The organism is Daejeonella sp. (genome assembly GCF_049655485.1).
GTDB lineage: Bacteria > Bacteroidota > Bacteroidia > Sphingobacteriales > Sphingobacteriaceae > Daejeonella.
In genome coordinates, this window is record NZ_JBASJU010000139.1 from 1 (window position 1) to 2,289 (window position 2,289).

Sequence of the window (2,289 nt, forward strand, 5' to 3'; positions counted from 1 at the left end):
TCTCTACCATTAGAGTCTTCTGAGTATTATTGACGTCCATCACGGATTCCAGAATCTTGAAATCGTATTTATTTTCCTTAGCAGATTGCGCAAGTGCCTGGACGTCTTTAGGGAAACAACTGCCCCCGTAGCCTACTCCAGGAAAAAGGAAACGCTTTCCTATTCGCTCGTCGGAGCCTATACCCCGTCTTACCGCATCCACATCGGCACCAACAAGCTCACATAAGTTCGCGATTTCGTTCATGAAGGTAATTTTAGTAGCAAGGAAGGAATTCGCTGCGTATTTTGTCAGTTCTGATGATCGCTGATCCATGAAAATTATCGGATTTCCTTGTCTGACATACGGACCGTACAGTTCGGCTAATAATTTTTGAGCCCGCGGACTCTCAGTTCCAACCACTACTCTATCAGGCTTCATGAAATCATCCACAGCAACCCCTTCTCTCAAAAATTCGGGATTTGAAACAACGTCAATCTCAACTGACGTGTTTTCCTTGAATATCTTAATCACTTTATCAGCCGTTCCAACCGGCACGGTGGATTTGGTAACAATCACTTTATAATCTGTCACCAGTTTAGCGATATCTTTTGAAGCGCCCAATACATAACTTAGGTCTGCCGCTCCATCACCTCCCGGAGGAGTGGGCAAAGCGAGGAAAATAATTTCCGCATCTTTAACAGCATGGGCAAGATCTGTTGTAAATGTTAACCGTTCCTGTTCAATATTACGTAGGAACAGCTGCTCCAGACCAGGCTCGTAAATGGGGAGTTTAAATGCCTGCATCATCTTCACCTTTTCTTCATTTATATCAACACAGATGACAGAATTACCTGTTTCTGCAAGACATGTACCTGTTACTAAACCAACGTACCCTGTACCAATTACTGCTATTTTCATGCTATTTAAGCTGTGATCTAAGTTTTTAAATAATTTGACGATTCATTAATATTATAGAATTGTTCTCCCTCCAAATATGATACCGAAATTAAGATAAATGCTTCGGCTGGAAAATAGAAGTATCGGTTTACCCATGATAACTATCTACTTTTTTAGCGGCTTTGTTTATTTTAAATACACATAGTATTATAAACTGTACAGCAAATTTACATCTCAAAATGCTACTAAAACATATAAAAAAAAGTCGAAACTTGATTAATAAAGTGATTGAAGCCGAAATGATGTTAATGAGGTGCAAAGAATTATCCCCCTTTACATACGTTTAAACAGCGATAATTCTCCACTACATTTTTTTTTAAAAAATGTTTGGCTCATACATCGTTTGCTCTGGGCTATCTAAAATGATCTTCTACCTCTGTTTGTCATAATTAGTAGCGAGGACGGCTTTGGCATCTATCTTGCATATTCGGAAGTATCTAACACTTTCGATATGAAAAACACAAATACAAATATCCATAAACATAAGAAAAAAATTCTTATTGTGGATGATGAAGTTAGCGTTCTAAAGCTACTTCAATTTATTCTCAAAGACGAATATGAGCCGATCATAAAACAAAGTGGCATAGAAGCTCTTTCGACTTTAAATAAAGGAGAAATACCAGACCTGATAATATCAGACGTGGAAATGCCTTTTTTTAGCGGGGTTGAGTTCATCAGATCCTTAAAGACAAGTGGTTATTTCAGAGACATACCTGTCATTGTTCTTTCCGGCTCAGATTCTACCGAAAATATCCAGGCAAGAATTCCTTACATAATTAACGGAATCATGCTAAAGCCTTTTAACCCCACCCAGTTAAAGAGCGTTATTAAATCAGTATTAAATTAACAAATATATTCTCTCACTCTCTCTCTACATCTGCCATGAACACCAACATTAACATACTCTACTATATAAATGAGAACGAAGATTCTTTTTTAAATGCTTTCAAAAGCCCTGAATTCAGACTAAGACGAGCAAACCGTCTGGCTGACTTATCGACTATTGCCGAAAACTTCTCATTGTCTGAGCTCAACTCAACAATTCTTATCGAAGTTACGCAGGAAAATTACAAGGAAACCATTCAAGTTGCTAAATCAATAAAAAACAACTGGTATACACGTAACCTTGCTATTATTTTCATCCTGTCTGACAACGATCCAAAGATTGTTAAAACGGCACTTGACCTCGGTATAAACGATTGTTACATCAGTCCTATACCTTTCGAAGACTTAAAGGAAAGAATAACGTTTTTGAACACGTTTGCGATCTTAAAATCACGCATTAGCAATGCTCCAGCATTGCTTGATAAAGATTACAGCATTCCGATCGTTAAGCGTGCATTGGATATATT

The 2,289-nt window shown here is 37.7% G+C and carries 2 protein-coding genes and 1 pseudogene; 2 read left to right on the top strand and 1 reads right to left on the bottom strand.

The features are described from left to right. A partial coding sequence (locus tag WBJ10_RS05730; RefSeq protein ID WP_424288571.1) for a UDP-glucose dehydrogenase family protein occupies positions 1–898 on the bottom strand: 898 nt, incomplete at its 3' end. A 490-nt stretch (positions 899–1,388) separates the two neighbouring features. On the opposite strand from WBJ10_RS05730, the gene WBJ10_RS05735 reads away from it, so the two are divergent. Together WBJ10_RS05735 and WBJ10_RS05740 are read left to right on the top strand one after the other, a co-directional pair. After that, on the top strand, positions 1,389–1,784 hold the full coding sequence (locus tag WBJ10_RS05735; protein WP_424288572.1) for a response regulator: 396 nt from the start codon (positions 1,389–1,391) through the stop codon (positions 1,782–1,784). A 35-nt stretch (positions 1,785–1,819) separates the two neighbouring features. Then, positions 1,820–2,289, top strand: a pseudogene (locus WBJ10_RS05740) (hypothetical protein); the annotation flags it as partial.